Genomic DNA, 23,945 nt, shown 5'->3' with positions numbered 1-23,945 from the left:
TTTCTCAAATCCCAGTTTGCTTGTTTATTTAAGTAATTTCCGCATTCCTTTTGGTATATCGTTAAGCCGACAGAAAAGCGATCGCGTTACTATAAAATGCTAATCTTGAGGCAGCTAGAGCAGCAGGCATTAATTTACGGTTTGCTGATCTGAGAAAAGCTAATCTTCAAAGTGCTAATCTTGAAAATGCAAACCTTGATCGCACCAGCTTTAAAAACGCTGACTTACGTAGAGCAAGATTCATCACTAATGAGCAAGTTTGAGGAGTGGAAATGACGCAAGATGCAATCTTCAGCCCCTTCTTTGCGACAGTGTTTCTAACACTCCTAGTCTGGGTGTATATGTACATCCGTCGTATCAGTTTCATCATCAGTACAAAGATCAGCTCAAAAGACCTTGCTGTACCTGGCACACTGGCGCAACTCTCGCCACCAAACGTATCCAATCCATCAGATAACCTAAAGAATCTGTTTGAGATTCCGGTACTCTTCTATGCGCTTGTGCTATATCTTTTTGTCACGAATCAGGTGGATTCGGTGTATGTGAATGCGGCATGGGTCTTCGTTGTGTTTCGCGCATTGCATAGTGCTGTCCACTGCACATTCAATCTCATCATCCTTCGGTTCTACCTCTACCTATTTGCCACGCTTGCGGTATGGTTCATCGCTATCCGCGCAGCCCTTATCCACTTCAGTCAATAACTATACTGATCTGAGAAAAGCTAATCGAATATTAATATATCTATAATTTTTGACTATTAGTCGATCAGGTAGCTCATTCCCATTGCTGGAGTTCATCTTCTGGCAGTGGTTCAAAGAAAGCATCGCTGAGTTCATCAAGTTTTAGGTTCATTTTCATATTCATCACCTCCGCGCCAATCCACTTCAGGAAGGAGAGATTGAGCCATTTCTTTGGATTACTTTAATTCACGTCGTGCAGCTGCTAAAATTAAGCGTTGTTCGGCACGAGCGATCGCCTGATATGTTCGCTCCACTGCTTCTGGTTCCACAGAAATGGAAGTTATACCCCATTCCACTAACTTATCAATAATTTCTGGATAGAGAGCTGGTGCTTGACCGCAGATTGAACAAGGTATACCGGCAGTTTTAGCCATTTGGATCAGTTGAGCGATCGCACTCATAACTGCCGGATGACGTTCATTAAATACTTTTGCTAGCTGTCCTTGCTCTCGATCCACTCCGAGCAATAATTGGGTCAGGTCATTTGTACCAATAGAAATTCCATCTGCACCTGCTTTGACATATTCTGGCAGTAAAAACAGGACGCTTGGCACTTCTGCCATCATCCACAATTGAAACTGTGACACCTCAGTTAAAAGAGCTTGCTCAACTTTGCGACGGCAAAAGACAAATTCTTCCACAGTTCGCACAAAAGGCAACATTAGATTGACATTGCTGTAACCAGCTTGCTGAACACTTGCCAAAGCTTGCAATTCCAACTCAAATACTGCGGGATTTCGTAAATAGCTGAAAGTACCACGTTCACCTAACATCGACTGGGTTGAAGATTGTAAATTATCACTCAATGATGGTAAATCCTGCGGCCAATCTAAAGAACGATAAAAAACTGGTCTTGGTGCAAAGGCACGGGCAAACTGCATAATCTGCTCAGACCATCGCTCTAACAATTCTGCTTGCCGCCCACCTAAAATCCAACTATTGGGATGTTGCCCGTCCAATATATTTAGTACCATCAATTCTGAGCGCAACAATCCCACCCCATCCACAGGAAAGCTTTGCACTTGTTCTATTAAACTGGACTGACTCAAGTTAACCAGCAGTTGGGTAGCAATCATAGGTAGATGAGAACTAAGAGGAGGATGGGTTGCTTTGGGATTGGAGTGATTCGAGGAAAGCAACTTTTCTCTTCCTAGTCTCCCACTTTCTTCCTCCTTACCTCTTTCCATCTCCTCCTTTGAGTTCCCTTTAATTCGATAAACCTCTCCTCTGTCGCCATCGAGCAGCAGTCGTTCGCCAGTTTGGATTAAGCTTGTAGCAGATGTTGCGTTCACTACTGCTGCAATACCTAATTCTCTGGCAAGAATTGCAGCATGGCTGGTTAATCCGCCTTGTTCAGTAATAATCCCAGCAAGTTGTTGCAGTAATGGTAACCAATCAGGTGCGATCGTTGGTATTACTAAAATCGCTCCCTTGGGTAATTGTTCGGGTTTATGTTGCGGATTAGTAATTACTAGGGCAGTCGCCACAACACGTCCTCCTGCCGCCCCTAGTCCCCTGATGAAGTGTCCGTGGGGAATAATTACAGATTGGGGAGAACTAACTTGTGTTATGTAGAGCTTGCCAGATGGAGTTTGCCCGGCGATAGTCCATTTAATAGTAAAGGTTTTTCCCAGTTCACTCACCAGTTGAGTTCCCAGAGCAATTATTTGTTGTAAGTATTCTTCTTGTAAAGCGTACTGTTTTTGTTGGGCTTCCTGAAGTAGGTAGGTACTCAGACAAGTGTGATCTGGTGTTAACGCTGACTTGGGGATGGGTTGCGAAAAAGCTTCAGGTGCTGCATCATCCACACCATAAGCGAGCATTTTATTGCCCAACTGTTGCTCAAGTACAATCCCAGTTGCCTGTTGAATGTAGTAAACATCTGGCTGGACTTCGCCAAGAGCCATCGCAATTCCTAATCCCCAAGTAGCTTCAATTTCCCAGCCGGAGGAGTTGGCTCTGAGCAAACCACTGGCGATCGCATTATCAACAGGTTGCACCAAAACTGCTAAATTTATTTGTTGCAGATTAATTCCGGCCCGCTGCCAATATAGTAGACTTCTGGCACGAAATATCTGGCTCCAGGTACGCTTTAATGCAAAAGCGATCGCTTCGGGTTCGCACTGGCAAAACACCGACTCCAGCAAACCAGATATATTCTTCATACTTGGGGTAGCAGTCGATACTGCCAAGGTAGGTCGAAGAATTAAACAGCCAGTTTCCAATTCTCTAGCTGCTTGGAAAATTGTCCTCACCCACTCCTCTGGCACAGTCGCAGTCAGAATTTCCTGGCGCAAGCGACCAGCCACCTGCTGAAGTTGCCGCCAATTAGTGACATCCAGGTGTAACGAAGAATGGGGTAAGTCAGCCACTAATGACTCTGAACTATTGAGATTTTCGAGAAATTGCCGTAAAATTTCCGCTGAAACGACAAAACCAGGCACCACCGGATAGCCACGCTGGATAATTTTGCTTAAGAAAAACGCTTTGTCACCTACTTTGGCGCGGTCTTGTAGTTTAATTTGGTCTAGCCAGTAGAGTTTATCCACTCAATTTGTTAGTTTTCAATTGTCTATTTGTCGCCACAGCTATTCCCTCCTGGTACGTTATCAGGCGTTAATCCACTGACTCCTGAATCAGGACTCCTCAATAGGAATAGTTTTCAGCATTTACCTTGAATTTACCGACCTTGTTAGTGGTTAATTGCTAGTTACACGATGTATTCCTGTAATTCGACTTCTTTGGAAATCAAATTTTTGCCTTCATTTCGCCTCCCTTCCCTAAAACCGGGAGTTTAGTTCTTTATCGAGATTGTACATGGCGGTGTCATATTTAATTATTAAGTGTATGGGTTAAATCTAGCAATTTAAGGTAGGCTTTTATAGCATTAGTTATTTTAAATGGCCCAACAACTATTTAATAAACTTAAAATTCATGTAGTTTGTCCAAATTATGATCGTTTCCATAATTTCATCATGCAAACCTCAATTTATTGACTGAAAGAAGATATTATTGAAAAATAATCCTAATAATAGAAGATACTAATTACTAGCTTAAAAAGCATTCCTGAATCCATAAAATCTAAATATGAGATAGGCTATTGCACTAAACCCATTTGATTAAACTCCATTAATAAAAATATTATCAGTTAGCCTAGTATATAGAATACTCTATACCAAACTAAGCATTGTCAAACACTTACTACCTGGCAACTAATGATTGGCTGAATATGAGCTTCCGACTAGGCATTGCATTGCTAATTGGAGCGATAATCGGCTTAGACCGCGAAATTAGGCACAAACCAGCCGGTTTAAGAACTCACATGCTGGTGAGTTTCGGTTCAGCCATTTTTATTTTGATAATTATGCAAACAGGAGGACTGCAAGATACTACTGATGCACTTAGCCGTGTAATTCAGGGGATTGCAACTGGTGTAGGATTTCTCGGTGCTGGAGAAATTGTGCGCCAATCTCCCCAAGAATCACAACGACTTGAAATTCACGGACTCACATCAGCAGCAGCTATTTGGGTTTCAGCTGCATTGGGAATTGCTGCTGGCTGTGGTTTATGGCAGTTAGGATTAATCGGTTCTCTGCTGACTCTTGTAGTTCTCAACATTTTTAAAAGGTTAGAATAAGGTCAAAATTATTCATAATTGATAATTACTGTTGGATTATTTCTCCTGCTTTTACAAAAAGAATTTGGGAGGACTTCAACCACTGGGAATCAAAAGAACCCAAGTGAGTGGTAGTAATCAGGGTTTGAAAGCGGTCTTGAATAGCATCAAGCAATTGATTTTGACGGGATAAATCGAGTTCGGCAAGAACATCATCTAGTAATAGCAATGGTGGCTCTTTAACGACTTCTTCAATTAATTGTAATTCGGCTAATTTTAAAGCTAGAACCAGCGTTCGTTGTTGACCTTGAGAACCGTATTGACGAGCGGGTGTTTGGTTAATAGTTAATTCTATTTCGTCTCGATGGGGGCCGACAAGAGTAGTGCCTTGGTGCATTTCAGCAATCGCTCGCTGCTGAATTTTTGCTAAAAAAGCTTGCTGCACTTCTTCAGGATGGTTATCCTCTAAAGGAATATTCGGCACGTAATTGATTTGCAGAATTTCTGTACTGCCGCTAATACTGGCGTGCCAAGCACTTGCAATGGGAGCTAATCTTTGGATGGCGCGATCGCGTCGTCTAATCACTCTGGTTCCTGTGGTAGCTAATTGTGCATCCCACACCGCCAGTTCCGAGTGTAGAGACGTTGCATCTAATGTCTCTACATGACGTTTTAAAAAAGCATTACGCTGGCGTAACACATGGTTATACTGCTGCAAAATGTGAGCATAAACTGGTTCGAGTTGAATTAAGAGTGTATCTAACCAGTTGCGGCGACCTTCCGGGCCACCGCGTACTAAGTCTAAATCTAGGCTGGAAAATTGGACTGCATTGAGAACGCCGAGAAAATCCATTTGACGGCGGATAGATTCACCATTGAGAGCAACGCTACGGCGACCATTGCGGCGCAGGGTTAAGCTAAGGTCACTAACGCCTGTTTGTCGCTCAAGGGTGGCATTAATTTGGGCTATTGCTTCTCCTTCTTGGACTAAATCGCGATCGCGGGCCATTCGGTGCGATCGCAATGTCGCCAGCAACTCCACCGCCTCCAACAAATTCGATTTTCCCTGAGCGTTATTACCTACCAAAATTGTTTTGGCAGCAGTAAACTCAACCTTTTGGTCTTGATAATTGCGAAATTGTCGGAGGTTTAGAGTTTTTAGGTACATAACGAAAAGTTAGAAGTGAGGAGTTAAGAGTTAGAAATTATAAGTGAGGAGTGAGGAATTTTAAGTTTTGAGTTGTGAATGCAAAATGTTCTTCAACTCATAACTCCTAACTCCTAACTCCTAACTCCCAACTCCTCACTTTTTCAAACGGCCTTCTTACCCATAATCCGCAGAAATATCTTCTCCGCTTCAATCCAGACAAACATTAAGGCACTGAAGCCAATACAAACTCCCAATTCCTCTAGATTCAGGTAGTGAGTACCAAAGAAATCTCGCAGGGGTGGGACGTAAACTAGCATCAACTGCAAAATCGTGGTGACAACAACAGCCGCTAGTACAAAAATATTGGAAAAGGGATTCATCTCGATGGCCAGTCGGTTGTTAGAGCGAATGGCGATCGCATGACCCATTTGGGCGAGACACAAGGTAGTGAATACCATTGTCTTCCAAGCATCGCGATTTCCCTGATACCCAGCAGCATGGGTATGTTGATAAGCCCACCACATTAAGGCAATGCTGATAATGGCAAAGATGATACCAATGCGAATCATGTAAGAACCTAATCCCCTAGCGAAAATACTTTCACGGGGACTAAAAGGCGGACGTTTCATTACATCTGGTTCTGGAGGTTCCACAGCTAATGCTAAGGCTGGTAAACCGTCTGTTACCAAGTTCATCCAGAGAATTTGCAAGGGGGTAAGGGGAACGCCTCCTAAACCAATTAGGGGTGCTGCTGCAATGGTGATAACTTCGCCAATGTTACTGCCCAGAATGTATTTAATAAAGCGGCGAATATTGGTGTAAACAACTCTACCTTCCTTAGTGGCGCTGACAATGGTAGCAAAATTGTCATCAAGTAACACCATGTCACTGGCTTCTTTACTGACATCAGTGCCAGTAATGCCCATTGCAATACCAATGTCGGCTTGTTTGAGGGCTGGAGCATCGTTTACACCATCGCCTGTCATCGCCACAAATCGACCCCGGCGTTGCAGTGCTTGGACAATTCGCAGTTTGTGTTCTGGGGAAACCCTAGCATAGATGCTTACCAGGTCAACGTTTTGCTCTAATTCCTGGTCACTCATCCGTTGCAATTCTTGACCTGTGAGAACGCGATCGCCTTCTTGGGCAATTCCCAAATCGGTAGCGATCGCTCGTGCTGTTAATTGGTGGTCGCCAGTAATCATTACTGGGCGAATTCCTGCTTCTCGGCATTCTTGAACAGCTGCCCTTACTTCTGGTCGTGGAGCATCTAGCATTCCCACCAATCCCAGCCATACTAAGCCTTGCTCAGATGCTTCATCTGAACCTTCCGGTGGAATTTCTGCTAGGGGTTTGTAGGCAAAACCTAACACCCGCAAACCTTTACTCGCCATTTGATCATTTTCTGTCAAAATATTTTGGCGTTGTGCTTCGGTCAAGGGGTCTGAGTGATTGCCCAAATGAATCTGAGTGGAACGTGCCAAGATTAACTCTGGGGAACCTTTGGTAAACATTAAATAACGTTCAGATTGGATCAAGCCAGCGATCGCTGGGTCAACATCTCTCGAAGACGCTTCACCTGTGGCGACTCCCTCCACCTGAGAAATCACGCTCATCCGCTTGCGTTCTGAAGAGAAGGGAAACTCGGCAACGCGAGGTAACTTACTGTTCCACTGGTCTTTTTCGATTCCAGCTTTTCCCGCCAGAGTGACTAATGCGCCCTCTGTCGGATCTCCCAAAATTGCCCATTCACCTTGTTCTTTTTGCAACACTGAATCATTACAAACAGCACAGGCAACAGACAACGCTGAGATTTCTGGAGATTCCTCTAGGGAAATTTTTCGGTCATCTAACTGAAAGTCCCCTGTGGGAGTATAACCTTGGCCGGTAACGCGAAAAGTTTTGTTATTGGTGAAAACCGATTGCACGACCATTTTATTTTGCGTCAGCGTGCCGGTTTTATCAGAACAAATTGTGGTTACAGAACCCAAAGTTTCCACTGCGGGCAGTTTGCGAATCAAAGCATTTTGGCGCACCATTCGCTGGGTTCCCAGCGCTAGAGTCACGGTAATTACAGCAGGTAAACCTTCTGGCACTACAGCAACCGCCATACTCAAGGAAACTTCCAAGAGTTCTTGGATGTTACTAAAGCCTCTTGCTTGGATCACACCGCCGACGACAACGATCGCCACCAGAATCAAAGAACCCGTAACTAGGACATTACCCAGTTGAGTCATCCGTTGCTGTAAAGGCGTAGGTTCACTTTCCACCGCCTGCAACATGGTGGCAATTTTGCCTAGTTCTGTAGTCATGCCGGTGTTCGTCACCAGAACCTTACCGCGTCCTTGGACTACTTCGGTTCCTTGATACACGACATTGAGGCGATCGCCTAATGATGTATCCTCCGGCAATTTTAGTGATGCCTGTTTATTCACCGCTTCGGCTTCACCAGTTAGCGCCGACTCACGCACTTGTAAATTCGACTGCTCGATCAAGCGTCCATCTGCGGCTATCTGCATCCCAGCTTCCAGCAGCATTACATCCCCTGGCACTAAATCCTTGGCTGCTATCTCCACCAGTCTACCCTCGCGAATGACTCGCACTAAGGGAGAGGTCATTTTTTTCAGTGCTGCCAAGGCTTTTTCGGCACGGCTTTCTTGGACGTAACCGAGTATGCCATTGAGGATGACAATTGCTAAGATAGCGATCGTATCTTTAAATGGCACTTCACCGGGCTTCAAGCTGCCCGATCGCAAAGCCATCAGGTCTAAAAACCCAGAAATTAGAGCTACGCCAATCAGCATCAACAACATAATGTTCTTGAACTGATCCAGCAGAATTTCCCAAGCATTACGGCCAGCAGTTTCTTCAAGTTCATTGGGGCCGTATTTTTGCAATCTCTGTTGAGTTTCTTGGGGTGTTAAGCCGCTGTCTGCATTACTATCAAGCAGGTCTAGCGCTTTATCAACTTCTAAACTATGCCAAACGGCGGCACCTTCAGGCAGAGAATTAGCAGACATCGTGTAGGTCACAGCAAATGGTTACAAAATTCGATCATAATTTAGTGATGGCAGGAATTCCATCTTCTAAAGTTACATTAAGGCGATTGCCCAGTTGTATGAGTGTATATGTAATTCTTAACATTTGTAAATTTATCCTTTTTTGAGATAGTGTTATTTCTCACGAAAGAGTTTTTTGGAACATATTGTACCGATAATTGTGAGTAATAGAGCTTTGAAGCTTTGTTGCAGAGCGTATGCCACAATTAATTTTAGGCTGCCATTGCTTTCATTTACATCTAGTCAATAGCCAGGATGCATGGCACGAATGCATTTCTTAATTTTGAATTTTGCCCAAAGTTGAGCCAGCCATTTGTGTATTTCGCCTTCAAGCGAACTGGCGTGCCAGGAGGGTTTCCTGATTTAGCAAACTTTTCCAGCAGAGTTTTTAATTTTGAATTGTCCAGGCGTGCTAAACCATTCAAGAAATATGCTTAATATGAGTTTTGCACTCCCCACGACCGCAAGCCAGATGTTTGGGCAAAAAACAATTCGACCGCTGACTGCTGCTACCCTGTGTGGCATTACTTTCATTAAAGATAGACTGATTGCCATTGACAGCATTAAAGGGCATCTACTGGAGATTGATCCCACCTCTGACAACAGCAAAATTCTCAATCCCCATCAAGTTAAAGAATTTACCGATGTCACTGGTATCGCAGTATGGGAAGATACCCTGTGGGTGAGCCGAGAAAATAGTGTTTACTTGTGCAAGCTCAATGCTTTGGGACTGGAACATTTTGTGACATTGCCTTATCCGGCTGATGGCGTTGCTGTTTGGGAAACGACAGTTTATGTCAGTTGTCAAAGGCTGGGCTACATTCTGATTTTTGACCGCGAAACGCGAAAAGAGATTACCAGATTTTATGCCCCTGGAGTTGGGGTAGAAAATTTGGCAGTGACTCAGGAAATGCTGTGGATTTGCGATCGCACCGAACAATCAGTTTACGCGATGGACAGAGCAACAGGAGAACTACAATTTAGTGTCCTGACCCCTTTTGAATGTCCTACAGGCATAGCAATTCATAAAACTGACGAAACAGGTAAAGAAAGTATTTACGTCGCCTATGCCACAGAGGAGCCTTATATTCGGGACAACCCAAATGCTGATCCGAGTCATGAACTAACATTCCGCGATCGCACTTTTATTCATCCCCTGTATTATCATTACCAACCAGATAAGCGCTACGCCCTCTCTAACGGTTATCTCATTGAAATGTCCTATGCTGAGGAAATTGCACCCTTAGACGAGGTTTATTTACCTGAGGTAGAATGGCGCATCGCCTTACCATCGGAAACCGAACGTCAAAAGGTAAAACACGTTGAACCCATTGGTATACCCTTTACCGAAGAAGTGATAGAGGGGCAACGTGTAGCAGTCTTTAAATTTGATTCTCTTACCCCAGGTGAACGGCATATATTTGGCTGGAAAGCACTTTTGGAAGTTCGAGGCATTAAGTATCGCATCACACCAAGAGATGTAGAAGATATACCTGAACTGTCCCCCGAATTACAAACACGCTACCTAGTGGATGACGATGATTTAGCAATGGACACTCCCATTGTTCGCCGTGCTGCTAGAGAAGCCATTGGTTCTGAAACCAATGTGCTGCGGAAAATGTATAGCATCCGCAACTACGTCTATGATGAGTTATCCTACGGTATTAAACCTTACATTGACACGCCAGATATAGTTTTAGAGCGAGGTGTTGGTTCCTGTGGCGAATATGTCGGTGTTTTACTTGCGTTATGCCGTTTAAATGACATCCCTTGTCGGACTGTAGGTAGGTACAAATGTCCTCCCCATAGTGACTTATTAGGAGTACCGCTACAACCGGACTTTAATCATGTTTGGCTGGAGTTTTACGTACCGAATTTTGGCTGGTTGCCAATGGAATCAAATCCTGACGATGTGGGTCAAGGGGGGCCTTATCCGACGCGCTTTTTTATGGGCTTATGCTGGTATCACATTGAAATTGGCAAAGGTATCACTTTTGAAACTGTGACAAGTCAAGGTGCGCGGCTAACCAAAGAAGATATCCCCATTGGTGATTTGGCGATTAATCATATTCGCTTCACAATTCTTAAAGAATTACCGGACTTTTGAATTAGGGCATTGAGCATCCTGGAAAGGTGCTGAGAAAGCGAGTAAGGTGTGTTATGCCGTAGGCTAACGCACCTTAATAGTCTCTGCTTAACCACAATTTGCGTCTACTTCTAAACTCTTATTTCTATTCAAGTATTCTTCAAACAATTCAAAAAATTTCTGTAGTGCCTCAGGCTCGTCTACAGAATAGAAAAGAATTATTTTAGACCATGACTGACCTGAGTTAATGCCATATTTTTCTTCAATCCATGATTGAAAACCTTCAAATTCACTTTCTGGCTCTGTTGGAGATACGCCAACTTCTTTTCGAGCCAGACTATATCCTCGCAAAAGCATATCTAGTCTAGTGATTGAATTAGTCCCTAAATACATTCCTGGTCTTTTCTTTATATTACTTAGAATCTCGTTGTAAATATCAAACTGAGGAAAACTCATATTCTCACTAAGCCTTGAAATGACTTCACTTTTTTGAATTTTTGAATCATCTTTCTGCTTTAAGAATTGCTCAAATTCTTCAAAGAACCTATTAAAAGCAGCTCGTTCACTTCCAGAGCAAGAGAGAATTATCCCAGCCCAAGACCGACTCACATTAGTTTTTGCTCTTTCTTGTACCCACTCTTGAAACCCTTCCATTCCACAAGAGTTTATGTCAGTAAATCCGAGTGTAATTAGACTATCTATGTACCCAGTTAAGAATGAACGAAGACAAGTAATTGATGGCTTGTCTATGTAGATAACTGGATTTTCTTTAATCTTTTGGAGAAGTATAAAAAGCTCTTTCATGCCAGCAACCTCTAATTTGATGAAGATTTATTAATTTAACAGCCACATCGTGCTTTTATTGAAGTCAATCTTTCCTATCACGAGGGGATAAATTATCTGGCAGTGTATCAGCACGAACCACATCACTAATCCATTCTCCCTCAACATTATTGTTAGAATAATTTGCATAATCATCCCATGTCATCGTGTCGCCAGTTGAGTATTCATAAACGACTCCACGATCTTGATTATTGCCATTTCCATCATTTAAACGAATCCACGTTACATAATCACCAGATGGAGGATAACCACCACCAAATTCAATACCTGGAGGTTGAGCTAAACTTCTAATTGCCCCTAGTACAGGTCGCCAACTTCGATAATGATGAGTTACAAATTTGTCGGGAAAACCAGACCTCCTATAATGTACTGTTTGGTGAAATTTGTAATTATAAAGAACTGAAGATTGACCTTGTGGGCCACAAACCAAATTAAGTGGAAAAAAAGAACAATATCTCTCATCAGCTTTATTTTTAGCCTGCTCATTTTTAGCTTTATTCCAAATATAATCACCAACCAGTCCAGATACGCGCATATCTCCAACAACTGTAGTTACAGCAACAGTTTGCACAGAAGAAGTAGTAGCTCCTGTAGCTATAGTTGTGCTAATTAATGTCGTTCCGGTAGCCTCCGCAGTAGGAGCTAATTCCGAGCCTATAGCAGCGGCACATTCCGGTTGAACAGCACAAGTATCTAGAGACGACAGCAATGCGTAAATAGGTTGAGGTAAAATACCCTTAAATATTAGAAGTAAAAGAAATGTCCAAATTCCTACTAATCTAAATACAGATTTATTTATGGCTAATCGCACTAGTATTGACTCCTCACAACCCAAAGATAAAAAATAAAAATCGGTGTATTTTACATCTAGGTTGTCTGATAGGAGTGAAGAGTGAGGTCAGTAAAAGTACGAGAATTTTGCAGCTATTTTTGAATATTGAGCCAAGATAAAGAGGTAAACCAATTAGCTATTAACTCTTAAACTGGGCAGTGGATATGATTGATGCTGCTTAAAATCAGCAAAGTCACAAATTGAGTTAAATGGGCAAAATCGGCAGTGAGATCCAGGATTAGGAGGGAAAATTTTACTGAAATTACTACTGTGCTCCTGATATTTTTGCAAGTCGTGTTGGTGCTTGTGAGCAATGTTCGCTAACTCAAATTTTAAGGATTCTAATTCACTACTATTGATGCTAATTAACTCAGACTTTTTACATATTTCTAAATTATAAAATGATGCGACAGCTTCCCGTCCAGGGTAAAGATAACGAGCAGCTACCAAATAAACTAATGCCTGTCGTCGATCAAAAGCCGACTTACCAGTTTTGAAATCTAAAATATGTAAAGTGCTATCAGATTCAATGAAAACGCAGTCCATAGCCGCATATAAGCGAAAGCAATAATCTTCTTGTTCAACTACTATCGGTTTGGGAAAGCCTTCATCACCTGGAGTTAATTGAATAATATCTTTATCCAAAAGTAACGGTGCATCGTGATATTTTTTCAAAATTTGCAGCACGCGTTGCTGGACTTGATCACTTGAGTTGGCTAATTTCAGTAGCTGTGCAACTCTTTCTACACCATCTGCTTGCTTCAACAGATGCCTGTGATGATGAAACTCATAAACGCCTTTTTGGGCGAGTATCCCAATCCGCTGGGGTGCGGTGGCTTGCGTTAACAGCGCTTTGACTTGTGGTTCGTGTTGCCGCGCTTTGATAAACCCCCGTCTCATCTGGCAATGCCAGCGTTCTTGCCCGGTCGCTGGGGCAACTAGAGACCAAAGGTGATAACTGGCAAAAGGTCGATCGGGGGTTGACATTGCTCAGAAACAGTGAGAGAAAATACGGTGGGCAGAAGTTTAAGCTAAGGCTTCCTTAGAAAAGAACTTCGGGGGATACTTGCTGCTACACACGCTTTGCGGGAAGCTTGAATAGTACTGATAATGTACGGGAGCAAGTGGCAAAAATGTCCAGCAAGATAAAATTTGGTACCGATGGATGGCGAGGGATTATTGCCGATGACTTTACTTTCCCCAATGTGCGGAAAGTAACAAGAGCAATAGCCACTTACTTAGAAACAGCCTACACAAAAGACAGACCAGTACTTATTGCCTACGATACTCGCTTTTTAGCTGACCAGTTTGCCCAAACAGCGGCCCAAGTACTGGCAGACTTGGGTTGGACTGTGAAAGTTACTGATCGGGATTGCCCCACACCAGTAATTGCCTACAACGCCCGTCACTTAAATTCCGCTGGGGCGTTAATGTTTACTGCTAGTCATAATCCAGCACCCTACTGTGGAATTAAATATATACCCGATTATGCTGGGCCTGCCACTCCAGAGATTACTGATACTATTGTGGCAAATATAGAAAGTGCATCGGATGAGTTGCCTGGAAGCAACCCATCAGGTTCAATTTCAATTTTCGACCCAAAACCTGATTATCTGCAATTTATCTACACCCTACTTGATGTAGAAAAAATCAAAAGCGCTAATTTAAAGGTAAAGTACGATGCTTTGTATTCTACCTCTCGCGGATATTTAGATGAAGTTTTGCAACATAGTGGCGTTCAGTTAGAAAGTTTCCACGATTGGAGGGATGTTTTATTTGGGGGTGGGATGCCAGAACCCAAAGGAGAACAATTAGTTGAGTTAGTGGAAGCAGTAGTTCGCGATCAAGCTGATTTGGGCTTGGCAACGGATGGAGATAGCGATCGCTTTGGCATCGTCGATGAACAAGGAAATGTCCTAACTCCGAATACTGTGCTGTTAGTTCTAGCACGTCATTTAATCAAAAATAAAGGTAAAACAGGCGCTATCGTCCGCACTGTGGCTACAACCCATCTGCTGGATAATTTTGCTGCCAAAAATGGGCTGCAAATTTACGAAACAGCAGTTGGTTTTAAATACATCGGCGAAAAAATGCGCGAAACTGATGTATTAATTGGTGGAGAAGAATCAGGCGGATTGAGTATTATCGGACATATTCCCGAAAAAGACGGGGTTTTAGCCGATATGCTGGTGGCAGAAGCGATCGCTTATGAAGGCAAACCGTTAAGTCAACTTGTCAAAGAAGCGATCGCCGAAGCCGATGGCCCACTTTACAACAACCGCCTAGACTTACACCTCACAGAGGCGCATAAAACCGCCGTCATTGACTCCTTTACTAAAAATCCACCTACAGAGGTAGCAGGAATTAAAGTCAAGGAAGTGGGGCGTAAAGACGGCATTAAGCTCTATTTAGAAGAAGGTAGCTGGATTTTACTGCGTCCTTCCGGCACAGAACCACTGGTGCGCGTCTACCTAGAAACCAACACTCCCGAAAAACTCACCAAAATCGCCCAAGAGTTAGAGAGTGCCATTGCTAAACTAGAGGCATAAGAATCAAGAATTAAGAGTTAGGAGTTAGGAGTTAAGAGTTGTAAATTAACAATTCTTAACTCTTAACTCCTTTTAAACAGTTATGAGTTCTAAATTAATAACTCCTAACTTCTCAATCGCGTCTCTCCTCACTTCGATCAAAGTATGAAAACTCTCGCTCCTTTTTTGACATCTCTAGTTGTAGCGGTTTGGGTGATAGCGATCGCAATTATTTCAGTCCAAAATGCCACACCCGTATCGTTAAAATTCTTAACATTCCAAACGATTCAGATACCAATGGGTTTAGTGCTAGCTTTTAGTGCCGGTATAGGGTTAATTGGCATGGCACTGCTGCAACCTCTGTGGGGACTTGCTGGTTTTGGGCAAGGTAATTCTCGATTGGAAGACGATGCCGAATTTTTTGTCGATGATGAAGACTTTTGAGGGTTGAATAGCTGTGCAGTATCAAAACATTATTACAATCGAACCAGGAAAACGAGGTGGTAAGCCTTGTATTCGAGGAATGCGAATTACTGTATACGATGTTTTATCATATCTTGCTTCTGGGATGACCTACGAGGAAGTGCTTGATGACTTTCCTTATTTGACACAAGAGGATATTTTGGCTTGCCTAAGCTATGCAGCTGATCGAGAACGGCAAATGCTGACAATGCAAGCATGAAGTTATTGTTTGACCATAACTTATCACCTCGATTAGTTGATCGACTGGCTGATATGTACCCAAACTCTCAGCATCTTTTTCTTATAGGTTTAGATCAAGCAGATGATCTAACTGTTTGGGAATATGCCCGACAAAGTGGATTTACTGTTGTCACGAGAGATGCTGATTTTAATGAGTTGAGCATTTTACGAGGATTTCCTCCGAAAGTGATTTGGATTCGTTATGGCAATTGTTCAACCAGACAGATTGAAGAGATTTTGCGATCGCATTTAGAGGATATCCAAGCTTTTGACAAAAATCCAGATTTGGGAGTTTTGACACTGTATTAGATTTGGAAATTATGGAAACTGAGTATGATTTTAGCCAGGGCAAGCGGGGAGCGATTGAATCAACACCAACAGGCAAAACTCGAATTACAATTCGCCTAGATGATGAAGTACTAGCATGGTTTCGTGACCAAGTTCACGCAGCAGGTGGTGGAAATTACCAAACTTTGATTAACGATGCCTTGCGTGAGTACATTCAGCAGCGCCGTGAACCGTTAGAAGATACATTACGGCGAGTATTGCGAGAAGCACTTGAGCGTATTGGAAAATAAAAATATTTTGGCTTCCGTAAGATCGAGAACGGCTATGAGCGCAACTTATAAAGCAGATTTTAATTTGTGGATTGAGCAGACAGCCCAACTATTGCGATCGCATCGCTGGCATGAAGTTGATGTAGAATATCTGATTGAAGAGGTTGAAGGCTTGGGCAAAAGTGAACGGCGGGCTATTGCCAGTCAACTAACTCGCTTACTCTTGCATTTGCTCAAGTGGCAATATCAACCCCAGCGTCGCTCAGATAGTTGGCTCGATTCCATCACTGATTCTCGCACCCAAATTGAGTTAGCAATAGAAGATAGTCCTAGTCTTAAGAGCTATCCTACAGAGCAACTTGAGGAAAGTTATCAAAGGGCACGTCGGCAAGCAGCCAAGCAAACGGGCATACTTGTATCCGTGTTTCCAGAAGAGTGCCCATATTCTGTAGAGTTAGTGTTGGATGAAGACTGGCTACCGGAAGCAAGCGATATTTAATAACTTTATTTGTGGCTGTGTGGAATGAAGCGCACTACGCAGCCACTTAATATGCATTGGTGAGTCTTGCAAAAGTCGCTTTTACTTCTTCATCATCGGCAAAGTCTCCAGCATCCGCTTCAGCAATTCCCTTTTGAATTTCCTCAATTTGCCACTGATATATTTCTAGATAAGTGGCTACCGTTTCATTAAGTATGTAGGTAGCTGCGATCGCAGTTGCAATGAATCGCGATCTCATCAAGTGCAGCTTTGCGATCGCTATCTATCCGAAACGTAATATTTTCTTTGCTCATCGTCTTGTGAAAGTTGTATTGCAACACAATGATAGTGGCGATCGCTATTTTATCAAAACGCTTTTAGCCTGAATATATCGTACTAAAACATGAAAAAAGCCTGATAACACAGGCTTTTTTCATGTTTTAGTAGAGCGATCGCACTCTTATAAAATTAAAACGTCCATTCGTGGTCTGGATCATCTAGGGCGGCGCGAACAGAAGCTAAATTAGCAAGGTCTTTGAAAGGGCTTGATTTAGCAATTTCTGTGATTGAGTTTAAGGTAAGGGCTAGTTGGTCATTATTGCCGGATGCGATCGCATTATCAACGACAGCAAATAAAGCGCGAAAGTTTTCTGCACGTTCATCAAAAGAGCGATCTAGATACGCCATCAGCAACTCTCGCTGGGCATTAATCTTGGTGATTATTTCATTTTCCCAAGCATCAATCTCTCGTCTCTTTGTCTGTTCCTGTTCGGCAACTTTTAGGTAATCGGTGTATGCTGAAACCATTTGCTGTAGAGATTCAGCAGGATTAATGACTTCTTTGACTACTACTTTGGTAACTTTCTTGATTGACATTTTTAATTGCCTCCAAGGGTATGGTATTTCGCTTTGATAGTTGCAGTAGCAGCGTTTAGATTCCCTTGATTATCTAGAACAGGGGTTTTCATAATTTCTGCAAGCGCCTTCACTAAAAGCCCTAGCTGCTGGAATTTACTAGCATCCCTGTTTTTGTCAAATGATGGCAAAGATTCAAGTTCATTCAGACCCACAACAGCAAGATTGTTGAGAGACTCAACCAAATCCATCAACTCTGTAATTCGCCGTTTCACTTGCTGCATAAAGTCTTTTGCTGCTTCAATTTTAGCGATCGCTGTGTTAACTTCAGCTTCATATTCCCGTGCTTTTGTCAACGCTTTCTCGCCTTCACCAGCCAGCACAAAGCCTCCAATTAGTACAGCCGGCCCAACAGTGATACCACCCAACACAAGAGAACCAAGAGCCATGCCTCCGCCACCGGCAGCTAATGAGCCACCGCCCAGCCATGCTAGAGTCGCATTCCAGGCGGCAGCACCACTGAGTCCTCCTATAAGTGTTCCAGTACTCGCTACCCCTACAGAGGTAGCAATACCCATTGCGCCACTGTATCCTGCTGCTGCTGCCCCGATAGCCTTACCGCCACCTTTGAAAAACTGTTCAGCTTCCATTGCGGCAGTTTTGTACTCTTTGATCTGCTGAACTGAAATTCCGTCTAGCCCCTCTAAGAACTCCTTTTCGCTTTGTTTTGCTTTACCAATGTTTCGTTCGATAAAGTCAACAAAACGTCCAATTGTACGCATCATTACATCAAGCTGGAATTGACCATACTCTTCTGCCAGTTCGTTAGTTGCTTCCCAGTCTGTTTTTAATTGGCTGACAGCATCCTCATGACGCTTTTGAGCGCGTTTGCCAATTTCTTTTGCCTCATTCATATCCGCAACGCCCATAGCACCTGCACCTACACCAAAAACAGCGCCAGCTATAGCAACAGCACCTAAGATCAGTGGAATCATGAAATACTCCTGTTAGTACTTGTCTACGGGTTAAACATAAAAGCAAGGCATCACCTTATACTTATGTTTCCCGGAGATACTAACTAATGAACATTCAGAAGGTGTAAATTTGAGACTGCGATGAATGCAGTTGTCAATCATTTTTGTGTTGAGTGCGATCCCTGTGGGAGGCTAAAATCTCAATTCAATGGACAAGCGATGTCTACGAAGGGCTATGCCTACGCACTCGGCTTGACGCTAGAATATTAGTCGCAATCTTGTGGAGATGATTGGCAATGAAAATTAAAGCAGTTATCTAGCAAGAAGACGGTGTATGGTGTGGTTCTGTACGTGCCCTAGCAGGATGTCACACTTGGGGAGACAGCTACGAACATCTATTAGAAATGCTGCAAGATGCGTGCGATTCAAGGTTGCTTGGAAGTTGCTAGTCAACGGGAAGATCAGGTTGATTTAGCATTGTTTTCGTTATAGTACGCAGCTTCAATTTTTCCTAAAAGTGAGGACACAGTTTAGTGACATTTAATCCCGGTGATATAGTCACAGTTGATTTTCCCGGTGTCACTGGTATATTGAGTCCATGAAGTTTGAGTGGGATGAGCGTAAAAACTAAAGCAACATCACAAAGCATGGTTTCGACTTTGCTGATGCTTTCCGCATCTTTAATCTACCCATGCTTGTCTACCTAGATGAACGAGAGAACTATGGAGAGGATCGGTATCTCGGCATTGGACTCCTTGATGGACGAATCGTAGTAGTTATTTACACCGAGCCAGGTGAAGAAATGGTTCGGATCATCTCATTAAGAAAGGCACTGTCTCATGAACGAAAACGCTATGAACAATACCTCAAAAACCGATTGGGTTAGAGTCGATGCAATGAATGACGAAGACATCGATACCTCAGATATTCCACCCTTGTCAGAAGAATTTTTTGCTAAAGCACAATTGCGAATGCCCAAGTCACCTGTAACAATAACAGTTAAGGTAGATCCTGAAACTTTTGCTTGGTTCAAAGAGCAGGGAGAGACTGCCGAACAGCAGATGGCTGTAGCATTAAAGATTTATGCAGAAGCACACAAAGCTTATCCAGCGTCTGAGGCAAAGTCAATCTAATACAATACTAAAACTGAGCATCAATCCAAATTTTCATGCTGTCAAGCAAGGAAAGTGAGTTCGCCGTGCTGCAAACAATAGACAGGCTTGGATATCTTCGAGTTCAAGATCGGGAAAATCCTCTAAAATCTCAGAAACACTGACATTCTCAGCCAACATTTCTAAAATATCACTCACACGAATCCTCATACCTCGAATACAAGGACGACCACCACACTGACCAGGAGTTTGAGTAATGCGAGTCAACAAATCAGCCCTTGAGTTCATAGAAGTGTTTTAATATTTGGTACTTTTATTTAACTCTAACTCTGCGATCGCAATTATTCCAGCCTAGCATCTCAGTGTAGCAACAGGGCGACCGCAGTTATCGCATACTAACCCAACAGCAGTTAAGTTGAGCAGTTTTGGGTTAGTTGTAGCTTCAGGTAATCAATGAATTCCAGAATTTCTGTATCACTGAGTTGTAGACGCGATCGCCTGCCATATTTCTGCTGCAAATAATCCCTTCCCTGCTCTGGAGTCCAATGTAATTGAGCTAAATATCTGTCGGTTTGAGCTATCAGAACTTTTAAACTTACTTTTTGCCCTAGAGTTTGCCAGTCAATTTCCCTATGTTCATCCCAACTAACACCTACAGAGCGATAAATGACTGGATCGTAAATATTACAGAATACTACTTTTTTATCTCCAGGACTAACGGCAATAGTAAGTGGATGACGTAGTTGTTCAGAAGTAAGAGCATCCAAAGACAGCAATAAACTTTTAGAAAAGTAAGTATCGTTTCCTGATTGGATAATATAAGGTTTATCTGCTAGGATAAACAGATTTATTTTTTCATCTGGGCCAAATGTATTTTCAACCTTTTTATTAACTTCTATCCCTGTAATTACCCCAGTCAACGCTTTTTCATAAATTGGGATGCGTCTTTCATCTTCAGCAAGCATATACCAACAGTGATCGGGTTCTTTGCTGACAAAAACATATTGAGGTTTTGGGACTGCTCCAAATCCTAATTTAACTTCCATATTTTTGATGAAGGTTTTGGTAAATATATTTATTGAGCAACAAGCTATGACGATTTTTACCGTCCAGCTATTAGTTGCTTTATAGATATAATTCCCTAGCCAGGAAGCTAATTAACATTAAGGCAGCGAAAATTAGAAAATTTGGTGAATCTATAACAAAGTTTCTGGATCAACACCTAGCGCATTCAACCTTTCAATTAACATTTTTACTTTTTGTTCTGCTTCCACCCGCCGCTGTTCTTCAAAAGCTGCGCGTTCTTCCGCTTCTCTAATACGTTCTTCTGGTGTCAGCAATCTTTGCCCTTCTTCGTCATACCAGTACAGCCATTCCCGCACTATACCTTGATAAATTCCTCGTTCTCGCCCAATTCCTAAACCGATTTCTGGTAGCCAAACGGGATTTCCTGACATTAAGATATATTCCCCGTCAACTAGGCGATACACTTCCAATGGTGTCTTTTTACGCCGAAGGGGACTATATACAACGTAGTACAAAATTCCTAATTCTTTAGCATAGAATTCTTTCTTGATGTTATATTCTTCCCGATATATTTGGGAAACAACTTCTAGTGCTAAAGTTGGCGGTTGCTTTTCTTCCCACAGCACATAACTTAGGCGTAAATCTTCATCAATGAAGCGTTTAACTCCTAAGCTGAGAAATCCATCAGGGACAATAGCTGATTTTTCTGGGTCATAATAAATACCCATATCAACACCAAAGAACCAATCCCAGCGATCGCACCAAACTAAAGCTAGTGTCGTTTTCAGCAAGCCGGGAATTAAATTTTGGACTTCATTATCCACAGGGGTGTCATTAGAGTCCGGTAGTTCTTCGGAAGATGGCAAACAATGGAGCGGATTGTAGTTTAACATGAGCGGTTTTGCCAAATCTGATTCTAGATAGATTGTAGGTAATCTATTGATGTGCGATCGCATATCAAAAATCAAAAACCATTTTTAGCCTAGGCGTAGCCCGTCGTATACATCGACTTATGTCTTTTATCTCAGTATGAAAATACTTATAAGTGTCAAATCTTTACATTAAACTCGTGGTTTTTCGGTACTGACTATCAGAGTGTCTAACTGACAATAGCAAAAAAGGGTGGAATATTGTTCAACTAGAACATTCCAGAAGTCGCAAAGTATTCAATTTCATGGTGAATTTGGTAGCTGGGCTGATTACCTATACCTACCAGGAGAAAAAGTTTTCTCTCAACCTGGACTCCGAAAATGTGGCGCAGCTGGAACTTAGCTGATTTTTAGCCCGATTTTTGAATCGTACTTAAGTATCAGATATGTCACCACAGATCCATTCACGAATTTTAATCAAACACTTTTTAACGGTTTTTTTGCCGTTGTCAGCATTAGTTGGGGGTGTTATCGCGACTATCTACTACCAACAGGTACAAACTGAGAAGGTTGTATTAGAAACTAATGAACTAGGCAAGGTAGATTTACAAACTAAAGTAATCAGCGGAGATTTTTATTCTGTTGTCTCAGATTTGATGGTTATCTCTAAACAAAACGAGCTACAAAGAGTTTTAGAGGGAGTGAATGGACAACAACAGGCACTTTCCCAAGAATTTTTCTTATTTTCTCAATATAAAAAACTTTACGACCAAATTCGCTTTTTAGATCAATCAGGTAAGGAAGTTGTTAGAGTCAACTTCAACCAGGGTGAACCAGGGATTGTCCCCGAAGAAAAACTGCAAGTGCAAGCCAAGCGCTACTGGTTTAATGACACTTTGCGGCTAAACCCTGGACAAGTATTTGTCTCTCCCCTTGACCTCAATATCGAACGAGGTCAGGTTGAAAAACCCCTCAAGCCAATGATCCGCTTTGGTACTCCCATTTTTGATAGCCGTGGGCAGAAACGAGGCGTTGTAGTTTTAAATTATTTCGCCGCAAAACTGCTGGACAATTTTAATCAAGCTTTTGCTAACGCCTCTAGTCAGGGAATGCTACTGAATGCCGATGGCTACTGGTTAAAAGGGACAAAGCCTGAAGATGAATGGGGATTTATGTTTCCCGATCGCAAAAACCGCACTTTTAGCAAAGCTTTTCCCCAAGCATGGCAGGAAATTTCTCAAAAAGAATCGGGACAATTCCAAACTGCTGAGGGAATGTTTACTTTTACTACAGTTTACCCACTTGTGAAAGGGCAAAAATCTAGTACGGGAGCAGGACAGGCTTTTGCACCAAGCCAAAATCAAATTGATCCTAAATCCTATCACTGGAAGATTGTCTCATGGGTATCGCCAGAGGCGTTGACGACCAAATCAAACCGATTTTTGAGTCAATTGCTACTGCTATATGCTGGATTAATAGGACTAATTGGCATTGGTTCTTGGCTACTAGCAAGAGCTAGTGTCAATCGTCAGATGGCCAAGCTAGAGTTAAAACAGTCTGAAGTCCAATTGCGAGAGCTAGTTGAGCGGGAAAAAATCCTTAAAACTCGTCTATCTAGCCAAATTCGCAACTCGCTGGATTTAAATACGATTTTGAGTGCAGTAGTGGTTGAAGTTCGGGAACTGCTACAGATTGATCGATGCCAGTTTTTTTGGTGTCATCAAGAAGATGAATCTACTAGCTTTGAACTGAGTCAGCAAGCTTGCGCTCCCGACTTGACAGAACCTTTAGGCTGTTCTCCTATCCAGAATGTGGAAGCCCTGAGTGAAGCTGTCATGCAAGGGAATTTGCTTTGCTTTGATGACATTGCGACAGATTCGTGGCTTGATTTCAAGAGTCGGAATTTACTGGTGACATTGGGCTTTAAGTCTCTACTAATAGTTTCAATTCAAACTCAGTCGGGTTGTTTGGGTGTGATTGTCTGCGAACATACTAGAGCGCTTCGTCCCTGGAGTGATGATGAAGTGGAAATTATTCGAGGTGTGGCTGACCAGTTAGCGATCGCTATTGACCAAGCCCAATTGTATAATCAAAGCCGCGCTGCTACTGCTGCTGCGACTACTCAAGCAGAACAACTCAACCAAGTTTTGCAGAATCTCAAACAGACTCAATCTCAACTGATTCAGACCGAAAAAATGTCAAGTTTAGGTCAATTAGTGGCTGGGGTAGCTCATGAAATCAATAACCCAGTTAACTTTATCTACGGCAACCTAACCCATGTAAATGAATATACGCTGGGCTTATTGGAACTGGTAGAACTCTATCAAAAAACCAATCTTAATCCAACACCTGAAGTACAAGCTCATATAGAACCCATTTGACATCTAAGAAGGTGCAGCAAGCCTCTTAACCATCAACCGAATAAAACAAAGATTAACCTTGGCAGTCGCATTCGCTAAAGTTCTCTCAAAGTTCTTGACGAGGATTTTGCATCTTTCCATCCAAGCATTTGACCGCT

The 23,945-nt window shown here is 42.5% G+C and carries 26 protein-coding genes and 1 pseudogene; 15 read left to right on the top strand and 12 right to left on the bottom strand.

What is annotated here, in order from left to right; genetic code table 11:
- Positions 1-107 precede the first annotated feature (107 nt).
- Positions 108-263, top strand: a pseudogene (locus H6G92_RS41050) (pentapeptide repeat-containing protein); the annotation flags it as partial.
- Between the two features lie 9 nt (positions 264-272).
- Entirely contained in the window at positions 273-701 is a 429-nt protein-coding gene (locus tag H6G92_RS05390) for an MAPEG family protein (RefSeq protein WP_190891518.1), read from the top strand.
- Positions 702-916: 215 nt separating this feature from the next.
- Here H6G92_RS05390 and H6G92_RS05385 read toward each other — a convergent pair whose 3' ends face one another.
- Positions 917-3,289, bottom strand: a complete 2,373-nt coding sequence (locus H6G92_RS05385) for a putative PEP-binding protein (protein ID WP_190891516.1) — start codon at positions 3,287-3,289, stop codon at positions 917-919.
- 638 nt (positions 3,290-3,927) lie between these two features.
- Here H6G92_RS05385 and H6G92_RS05380 point away from each other — a divergent pair.
- Positions 3,928-4,377 (top strand): MgtC/SapB family protein, encoded by a 450-nt coding sequence (locus H6G92_RS05380; RefSeq protein ID WP_190891514.1) that lies wholly within the window; start codon positions 3,928-3,930, stop codon positions 4,375-4,377.
- Positions 4,378-4,402: 25 nt separating this feature from the next.
- Here H6G92_RS05380 and recF read toward each other — a convergent pair whose 3' ends face one another.
- Entirely contained in the window at positions 4,403-5,524 is a 1,122-nt protein-coding gene (gene recF / locus H6G92_RS05375) for a DNA replication/repair protein RecF (RefSeq protein ID WP_190891512.1), read from the bottom strand.
- Between the two features lie 143 nt (positions 5,525-5,667).
- Entirely contained in the window at positions 5,668-8,526 is a 2,859-nt protein-coding gene (locus H6G92_RS05370) for a cation-translocating P-type ATPase (protein ID WP_190891510.1), read from the bottom strand.
- A 478-nt stretch (positions 8,527-9,004) separates the two neighbouring features.
- Here H6G92_RS05370 and H6G92_RS05365 point away from each other — a divergent pair, with 478 nt between their 5' ends.
- Positions 9,005-10,672 carry a transglutaminase-like domain-containing protein gene (locus H6G92_RS05365; protein WP_190891508.1) on the top strand — a complete coding sequence of 556 codons (1,668 nt, stop codon included), beginning with the start codon at positions 9,005-9,007 and terminating at the stop codon, positions 10,670-10,672.
- Between the two features lie 87 nt (positions 10,673-10,759).
- On the opposite strand, the gene H6G92_RS05360 is transcribed toward H6G92_RS05365, so the two are convergent.
- From H6G92_RS05360 to H6G92_RS05350, 3 genes are all read right to left on the bottom strand, one after another.
- Positions 10,760-11,455 (bottom strand): hypothetical protein, encoded by a 696-nt coding sequence (locus tag H6G92_RS05360; protein WP_190891506.1) that lies wholly within the window; start codon positions 11,453-11,455, stop codon positions 10,760-10,762.
- Positions 11,456-11,519: 64 nt separating this feature from the next.
- Positions 11,520-12,305 (bottom strand): hypothetical protein, encoded by a 786-nt coding sequence (locus H6G92_RS05355; RefSeq protein WP_190891504.1) that lies wholly within the window; start codon positions 12,303-12,305, stop codon positions 11,520-11,522.
- Positions 12,306-12,458: 153 nt separating this feature from the next.
- Positions 12,459-13,313, bottom strand: coding sequence for a PD-(D/E)XK nuclease family protein (locus tag H6G92_RS05350; protein WP_190891502.1), 855 nt, complete (start codon positions 13,311-13,313; stop codon positions 12,459-12,461).
- 146 nt (positions 13,314-13,459) lie between these two features.
- Between H6G92_RS05350 and H6G92_RS05345 the strand changes: the two genes are divergently transcribed.
- The 6 genes from H6G92_RS05345 (at position 13,460) to H6G92_RS05320 (ending at position 16,612) form a co-directional block, all read left to right on the top strand.
- Entirely contained in the window at positions 13,460-14,875 is a 1,416-nt protein-coding gene (locus tag H6G92_RS05345; RefSeq protein WP_190891501.1) for a phosphoglucomutase/phosphomannomutase family protein, read from the top strand.
- A gap of 144 nt (positions 14,876-15,019) precedes the next feature.
- On the top strand, positions 15,020-15,298 hold the full coding sequence (locus tag H6G92_RS05340) for a LapA family protein (protein WP_190891500.1): 279 nt from the start codon (positions 15,020-15,022) through the stop codon (positions 15,296-15,298).
- 13 nt (positions 15,299-15,311) lie between these two features.
- On the top strand, positions 15,312-15,536 hold the full coding sequence (locus H6G92_RS05335; protein WP_094347786.1) for a DUF433 domain-containing protein: 225 nt from the start codon (positions 15,312-15,314) through the stop codon (positions 15,534-15,536).
- The gene (locus H6G92_RS05330) at positions 15,533-15,865 is read left to right on the top strand and encodes a DUF5615 family PIN-like protein (RefSeq protein ID WP_190891499.1); all 333 of its coding nucleotides are present in this window, start codon (positions 15,533-15,535) and stop codon (positions 15,863-15,865) included. Before H6G92_RS05335 ends, H6G92_RS05330 begins: the two co-directional genes overlap by 4 nt.
- 11 nt (positions 15,866-15,876) lie before the next feature.
- Positions 15,877-16,134 carry a BrnA antitoxin family protein gene (locus tag H6G92_RS05325; protein WP_190891498.1) on the top strand — a complete coding sequence of 86 codons (258 nt, stop codon included), beginning with the start codon at positions 15,877-15,879 and terminating at the stop codon, positions 16,132-16,134.
- Between the two features lie 34 nt (positions 16,135-16,168).
- Positions 16,169-16,612 (top strand): DUF29 domain-containing protein, encoded by a 444-nt coding sequence (locus H6G92_RS05320; protein ID WP_190891497.1) that lies wholly within the window; start codon positions 16,169-16,171, stop codon positions 16,610-16,612.
- Between the two features lie 46 nt (positions 16,613-16,658).
- Here the strand turns inward: H6G92_RS05320 and H6G92_RS05315 are convergent, their stop codons facing one another.
- Entirely contained in the window at positions 16,659-16,850 is a 192-nt protein-coding gene (locus H6G92_RS05315) for a CopG family ribbon-helix-helix protein (protein ID WP_242059051.1), read from the bottom strand.
- On the opposite strand from H6G92_RS05315, the gene H6G92_RS05310 reads away from it, so the two are divergent.
- Positions 16,834-16,977, top strand: coding sequence for a hypothetical protein (locus H6G92_RS05310; RefSeq protein ID WP_190892015.1), 144 nt, complete (start codon positions 16,834-16,836; stop codon positions 16,975-16,977). The two genes, H6G92_RS05315 and H6G92_RS05310, sit on opposite strands and share 17 nt — an antisense overlap.
- Before the next feature lie 82 nt (positions 16,978-17,059).
- Here H6G92_RS05310 and H6G92_RS05305 read toward each other — a convergent pair whose 3' ends face one another.
- Complete coding sequence (locus H6G92_RS05305) at positions 17,060-17,467, bottom strand: hypothetical protein (RefSeq protein ID WP_190891496.1); 408 nt, start codon at positions 17,465-17,467, stop codon at positions 17,060-17,062.
- A 2-nt stretch (positions 17,468-17,469) separates the two neighbouring features.
- Positions 17,470-18,441: a hypothetical protein gene (locus H6G92_RS05300; RefSeq protein WP_190891495.1), complete on the bottom strand. Its 972-nt coding sequence runs from the start codon at positions 18,439-18,441 to the stop codon at positions 17,470-17,472.
- 120 nt (positions 18,442-18,561) lie between these two features.
- Between H6G92_RS05300 and H6G92_RS40185 the strand changes: the two genes are divergently transcribed.
- The 3 genes from H6G92_RS40185 to H6G92_RS05290 all read left to right on the top strand — a co-directional run bounded on the left by H6G92_RS40185 (position 18,562) and on the right by H6G92_RS05290 (position 19,553).
- Positions 18,562-18,690, top strand: a complete 129-nt coding sequence (locus H6G92_RS40185) for a hypothetical protein (RefSeq protein ID WP_277926722.1) — start codon at positions 18,562-18,564, stop codon at positions 18,688-18,690.
- Positions 18,691-19,111: 421 nt separating this feature from the next.
- A complete protein-coding gene (locus H6G92_RS05295; RefSeq protein WP_242059050.1) occupies positions 19,112-19,306 on the top strand; it encodes a BrnT family toxin in 195 nt (64 codons plus the stop codon).
- The gene (locus tag H6G92_RS05290) at positions 19,260-19,553 is read left to right on the top strand and encodes a hypothetical protein (RefSeq protein ID WP_190891493.1); all 294 of its coding nucleotides are present in this window, start codon (positions 19,260-19,262) and stop codon (positions 19,551-19,553) included. Before H6G92_RS05295 ends, H6G92_RS05290 begins: the two co-directional genes overlap by 47 nt.
- A 33-nt stretch (positions 19,554-19,586) precedes the next feature.
- Here H6G92_RS05290 and H6G92_RS05285 read toward each other — a convergent pair whose 3' ends face one another.
- The 3 genes from H6G92_RS05285 to H6G92_RS05275 form a co-directional block, all read right to left on the bottom strand.
- A complete protein-coding gene (locus H6G92_RS05285; RefSeq protein ID WP_190891491.1) occupies positions 19,587-19,820 on the bottom strand; it encodes a DUF433 domain-containing protein in 234 nt (77 codons plus the stop codon).
- Between the two features lie 122 nt (positions 19,821-19,942).
- Positions 19,943-20,578, bottom strand: a complete 636-nt coding sequence (locus H6G92_RS05280; protein WP_190891489.1) for a hypothetical protein — start codon at positions 20,576-20,578, stop codon at positions 19,943-19,945.
- Between the two features lie 150 nt (positions 20,579-20,728).
- The gene (locus H6G92_RS05275; RefSeq protein WP_190891977.1) at positions 20,729-21,451 is read right to left on the bottom strand and encodes a Uma2 family endonuclease; all 723 of its coding nucleotides are present in this window, start codon (positions 21,449-21,451) and stop codon (positions 20,729-20,731) included.
- A 422-nt stretch (positions 21,452-21,873) separates the two neighbouring features.
- Between H6G92_RS05275 and H6G92_RS05270 the strand changes: the two genes are divergently transcribed.
- The gene (locus H6G92_RS05270) at positions 21,874-23,808 is read left to right on the top strand and encodes a GAF domain-containing protein (RefSeq protein WP_190891487.1); all 1,935 of its coding nucleotides are present in this window, start codon (positions 21,874-21,876) and stop codon (positions 23,806-23,808) included.
- Positions 23,809-23,945 lie beyond the last annotated feature (137 nt).

Source organism: Nostoc foliaceum FACHB-393, assembly GCF_014698505.1.
Classification (GTDB): Bacteria; Cyanobacteriota; Cyanobacteriia; order Cyanobacteriales; family Nostocaceae; genus Nostoc; species Nostoc foliaceum_A.
Note: the sequence above shows the minus strand (reverse complement) of the source record. Positions and strands in the feature narration are given on the sequence as shown.